The organism is Candidatus Nealsonbacteria bacterium, assembly GCA_019923625.1.
Taxonomy (GTDB): domain Bacteria; phylum Patescibacteriota; class Minisyncoccia; order Minisyncoccales; family RBG-13-42-11; genus JAHXGN01.
In genome coordinates this window covers 1-5035 of sequence record JAHXGN010000021.1, presented here as the reverse complement: position 1 = coordinate 5035, position 5035 = coordinate 1, and the positions used below count along the sequence as shown (strand labels likewise).

At 37.0% G+C, this 5035-nt stretch carries 6 protein-coding genes; all 6 read right to left on the bottom strand.

Features of this window, described 5'->3' with window-relative positions; all coding sequences use genetic code 11:
• Positions 1–463: 463 nt before the first annotated feature.
• A complete protein-coding gene (locus KY055_02675) occupies positions 464–706 on the bottom strand; it encodes an AbrB/MazE/SpoVT family DNA-binding domain-containing protein (GenBank protein ID MBZ1345504.1) in 243 nt (80 codons plus the stop codon).
• Between the two features lie 147 nt (positions 707–853).
• On the bottom strand, positions 854–1114 hold the full coding sequence (locus KY055_02670) for a type II toxin-antitoxin system RelE/ParE family toxin (GenBank protein ID MBZ1345503.1): 261 nt from the start codon (positions 1112–1114) through the stop codon (positions 854–856).
• A 3-nt stretch (positions 1115–1117) separates the two neighbouring features.
• Positions 1118–1339, bottom strand: a complete 222-nt coding sequence (locus KY055_02665) for a hypothetical protein (GenBank protein ID MBZ1345502.1) — start codon at positions 1337–1339, stop codon at positions 1118–1120.
• A 156-nt stretch (positions 1340–1495) separates the two neighbouring features.
• Positions 1496–1699 carry a DUF433 domain-containing protein gene (locus KY055_02660; GenBank protein MBZ1345501.1) on the bottom strand — a complete coding sequence of 68 codons (204 nt, stop codon included), beginning with the start codon at positions 1697–1699 and terminating at the stop codon, positions 1496–1498.
• A gap of 213 nt (positions 1700–1912) precedes the next feature.
• A complete protein-coding gene (locus tag KY055_02655) occupies positions 1913–4624 on the bottom strand; it encodes an AAA family ATPase (GenBank protein ID MBZ1345500.1) in 2712 nt (903 codons plus the stop codon).
• A 213-nt stretch (positions 4625–4837) separates the two neighbouring features.
• A partial coding sequence (locus KY055_02650) for a LamG domain-containing protein (protein ID MBZ1345499.1) occupies positions 4838–5035 on the bottom strand: 198 nt, incomplete at its 5' end.

Here is a 5035-nt window from a genome sequence, read left to right as displayed (position 1 = left end):
CCACCAAAAAAATCCTCCGCCAACGAGGATTAAAACAATAACAAAAATAAAAATAACTTTTTTATTCAAAATTTTTCCCAAATTTAACATATTTTCCCATCATACAAACCCCAAAATAAAAAGCAACCTTCCTCCTGTGGAAAACTCCTGTCGATAAAATTGAGGCGGCCGCTGATTTTTTCCGAATTAAAAGTCCACTATTTTTATCTCTTTTCTTTTTTCAAAATATCGTGGGTACCAATTCTCCGAAGAATATAACAATCGTTCCTCGTATTGAAAGTAAAACGGTAGCATTTAGTAATGCTACCTTCCCAAATATTTTCCAATTTTCCCATCTTCTTTATCCGAAGTGATGGATGACGAAAATTATTAACAAATAATTTTAATTTCTTTTCTGCAATTTTCTGAATGTTTTTTGGTAAATTCTGAAAATCCCTCTGGAATGATTTAGAATAAAAAATCTTCATCTCTTGGATTTAAGAGATTTGAGTAGTTCCTCTCCTGAAGAAAAAGGTCCTTTTACTCTCCCTTTCCGGATATCTTCTTGAGCCCCTTTTTCTTTCTTTTGCCATTCTTTTGTCCAAAACCATAACTGATCTTTTGGAATTATTTTAAAAATGGATAAAACTCGCTCGTACTCTTTGCGAGGTACAAGAATTAAATCTCTTTCCTTTATTAAATTCTTAGGAATAGTAATAGTAGTCATGTTTCTATCCTATCATAACCAAATTCAAAATCAATATCAAGTTTCCCTATTTTTTAATTTTACCAACCCAAAATAAAAAACAACCCTCCTCCTGTGGAAAACTCTAAATACTTCACGAAGTATTAATAATCTGATTTCTTTGGTTTCTTAACAATCTTTATAAATATCTTTTCGGTGGCCAACTTTCAAAATAATAATTTTATTATTTTCCAAATCAAAAAGGGCTCTGTAGTCCCCCATTCTAAATCTATACTCGCCAAATCGAGAATCTTTTAATTTATCAGCAAACCTTAAAGGATTATCTTGGAAAGAATAAAATCTAAGTTTTTCTAAAATCCTTTTCCTAATCTTTGGCGATAATTTATCTATTTCTTTTGCAGCTTTCTTTTTAAATTCGAAATTAAACACAAATTAAACGCGATATTTTTTAAGAAGTCTTTTCAAGGGTATGGATTTCTTCACCTTTCTCCTTTTTTCAATTTCTTTAGCTAAACTTTCAGAACGATACATTTCTAAATCTTCTAGGTTTTCTTCAATTTTTTTCCATTTTCTTAATGGTAAAATCACTACTCCTTCTTTTTCTTTAATAGCAGATTTTGGCAAAGTGATGGTTTCTGTATTTTGATTAGTCATACAATTTTATATTAAGCAAATTTTAACTCAATGTCAAAATAAAAATTGTCCAGTAATAGGCGGTTTTAGTTAGCTATACCAAAAATAAAAAGCAACCCTTCCCCTGTGGAAAACTTTAAAATGTAAAATTCTCACGATCGTGAGAATTTCACCGAATTATATGGATTTATAACTTTCCCGTAGGTATTCTAAGGCGGCTTTAATATCTTCTTTGACAAGTTGAGGATAAGCCTTAATAATTCTTTCAAAATTATAGCCAGCAGCTAAAAGATTTAATATCAAATACACCGGAATTCTTGTTCCTTTAATTATCGGTTTTCCGGCCATAATTTTTGGATTGACTACAATTCTTTGGTTCATATATTTTATTTTACCACAATCAAAAATTGAAAGTCAAATTTATATTAACAGAGAATAGGGCTCTTTTTTAATTCAGAAACGTCCCTAATTTTCCTACTACTCTAATAATTCAGAAACGTCCCTAAACCCCCTAAACCTACTTGTGACAAAACAAAACCTTATCACATTTATAATTTGACGGATTTTTTTATCAGGTATATCAAATCAGGTATATCAGGTAAGAGATTTTGTTGTTTTTGTTTTTGAGGATTTGGAAAGATTAAAAGGGGCCTGAAAAATAATTTGATTATCCTGGCTATCAATAAATATATTTTCTCCTTCTTTGGTCTGGCCGGCCACAATTTTCAGAGCCAGGGGGTCTAAAACCAATTTCTGGATAACTCTTTTTAATGGCCGGGCGCCCAGATTCTGGTCAAAGCCCTTTTCTGCCAGAAGTTCTTTGGCTTTTTCACTAACTCTAATTCCGATTTTTTTGTTTTTTAATCGTTCGGCTATTTTAACCAGTTCCAATTCCACGATTTTTTTAATTTCCGGCTTGCCAAGATAATTAAAGATAATGATTTCATCAATCCGGTTTAAAAATTCGGGTCGGAAATCTTGCTTGAGAGAAGCCATTACTTTTTCTTTCAAAGATTCTCTTTGAGTTTTTTCTTCTTCGCCAACAACAAAACCCAAAGATGCCTCTCGGGCAATAATATCCGAGCCAACATTGGAAGTCATAATTAAAATGGCGTTTTTAAAAGAAGCGATTCTGCCTTTGGCGTCGGTCAGCCGGCCATCTTCCAAAATCTGCAAAAGAATATTGAAAACCTCGGGGTGGGCTTTTTCAATTTCATCTAATAAAATAACGCTGTAGGGTCTTCTTCGGATTTTTTCCGTCAATTGTCCCCCTTCTTCATAACCAACATAGCCGGGCGGGGAGCCGAGCATTTTGGAGACAGTATGTTTTTCCATATATTCAGACATATCAAGACGAACCAAAGCGTTCTCATCGTTAAATAAAAATTCAGCCAAAGCCCGAGCCGTCTCGGTCTTTCCTACTCCGGTTGGTCCTAAAAACATAAAAGAGCCAAGGGGCCGTTTTTCTTCCGAAATTCCGGCTCGCGAACGTCTGATAGCATTGGCAATAGCCAAAATCGCTTCTTTCTGACCAATTACCTGATTGGAAATTGACTGCTCTATTTTCTCCAATTTTTTGGCTTCTTCTTCTATAAGCCGGGTAACCGGAATGCCTGTCCAGCGGGAAACAAGCTTTGCCACATCTTCTTCAATAATTTCTTCTTTCAGAAATTTTCCTTTTTTTTGAATTTTAACCAAGTCCTTTTCCGCTTTGGCAACTTCCTGCAAAAGATTGGGAATTTTGCTGTATTTAATTTCAGCCACTTTGCGCAAATCGGCCTGACTCTGGCTGATTTCCGCCTGAAAGTTAAGCTCATCTATCTCTTTTTTGAAATTTTTAATTTTTTGAATTAAGTCCTTTTCTGTTTTCCATCTCAATTCCAAAACCCCGGTTTTTTCTTTCAAATCGGCTAAAGACCTGGCAATTGCTTTTAGTCGCTTTTGGCAATCAGCCGGATTTTCAGGGCTAAGGGCTTCTTTTTCTATTTCTAATTTTTGAATTTCTCTTTTTAAATTATCCAGCTCGGCCGGCTCTGACTCAATTTCCAATCTTAGGGCAGACATTGATTCATCCATTAAATCCACGGCTTTGTCGGGTAAAAATCTGTCGGTAATATATCTGGCTGCCAATTGCGAGCAGGCAACCAAAGCCGAGTCCTTTATTTTCACTCCGTGATGAAGTTCGTATCTTTCTTTCAGTCCCCGCAAAATTAAAATGGTATCTTCAATTGAGGGTTCGGCCACATAAATGGGCTGGAATCTTCTTTCCAAAGCCGGGTCTCTTTCAATGTATTTTTGATATTCTTTTAAAGTGGTGGCGCCAATGGCTTTTAATTCGCCCTTGGCAAGAGCCGGTTTGAGCATGCTGGAAGCGTCAATCGCTCCTTCGGCCGCGCCAGCCCCAATTAAAGTGTGAAGTTCGTCAATAAATAAAATATATCGGCCGGCCGCCCGGTTAACTTCCCTTAAAAGGGATTTAATTCTATCTTCAAATTCGCCCCGGTATTTTGTTCCGGCAATCAAAGAGCCAAGGTCTAAAGCAATTATTTCTTTGTCTTTGATGGACTCGGGAATGTCGCCGGTCATAATTCTCTGAGCCAAGCCCTCAGCAATAGCTGTTTTGCCAACCCCGGCCTCGCCAATTAAAACAGGATTGTTTTTTGTTCTCCTTGATAGAACCTGCATTAATCTTCTAATTTCACCTTCCCGGCCAATGACCGGGTCAAGTTTTCTTTGCCGGGCCAAAGAAGTAAGGTTGCGAGTATATTTTTCAATAACTTGATATTTTGTTTCCGGTTCCGGGTCAGTGATTCTTTGACCGCCCCGAATTTGGGCTAATTGTTTTAAAAATGTCTCGTAATTTAATTTGCCGAATTCTAAAGTGGTCGGTCCTCCGCCGGGTTGTAAAAAAGTGGCTGCCTCTAAAATTTCTTTTGCCTTGGTCTCAGTATCTAAAAGACCTAAAAACAAATGCTCAACCGAAATAAATTCATCTCCCATTTTAACTGCTTCTTGACGGGCTCGCTCCAAAACCTTAGCCAAATCCTGAGTAAGATAAAACTGGCCAAAGGCCTGAGGAGTAATGATTGTTGAAATTCTGTCCAAGCCGGTTTTTACCTTTTTCTTTAAGTTTTCTATATCCAATCCCAATTTTTGAAGCAAAGTCAAAACCACGCTCTCTTGTTGGCTTAAAATGGCATAAAACAAGTGCAGAGCGTCAATTTGTTGCTGGCTCCTTTCTCTGGCTAAATCATTAGCCGCCAAAAGAGCATCTTGGGCTTTGTGAGTAAACTGACCGCCGTTCATATTTTCATTATATCATTATATCAAAAAAAATAAAAAAGCAAGTCCTACGAATTGTGTAGTATAAAATGACACCAAATTGGGCGAGGCCCGGCCTCGCCCAATTTTTAATTTTCTGTAAAAAAGTAGTGTCGGGTACTGATTAACCTGCAAAGCCTTAAAGGAGCTTAGCTCCTTTTTCTGGAAATGATCCATAAAAAAGGTACCCGTCCCTTTTTAATCTCTAAATCCTAATAGTCGTTGTTGATATTCTTGTTCGTCTATCAGGTCTTTGGCAAGGAGGCGTTCCAAGCCAGCGAGGTAGGAGGCCTCTATTTGGGCTGCCCTCAACGCCCGATTGTAAATGCGGACTTCGTCGATGAGGCCGTGGACACCCTTACCAATCCGAAACGTTCCAGAGTAGATTATATCCCC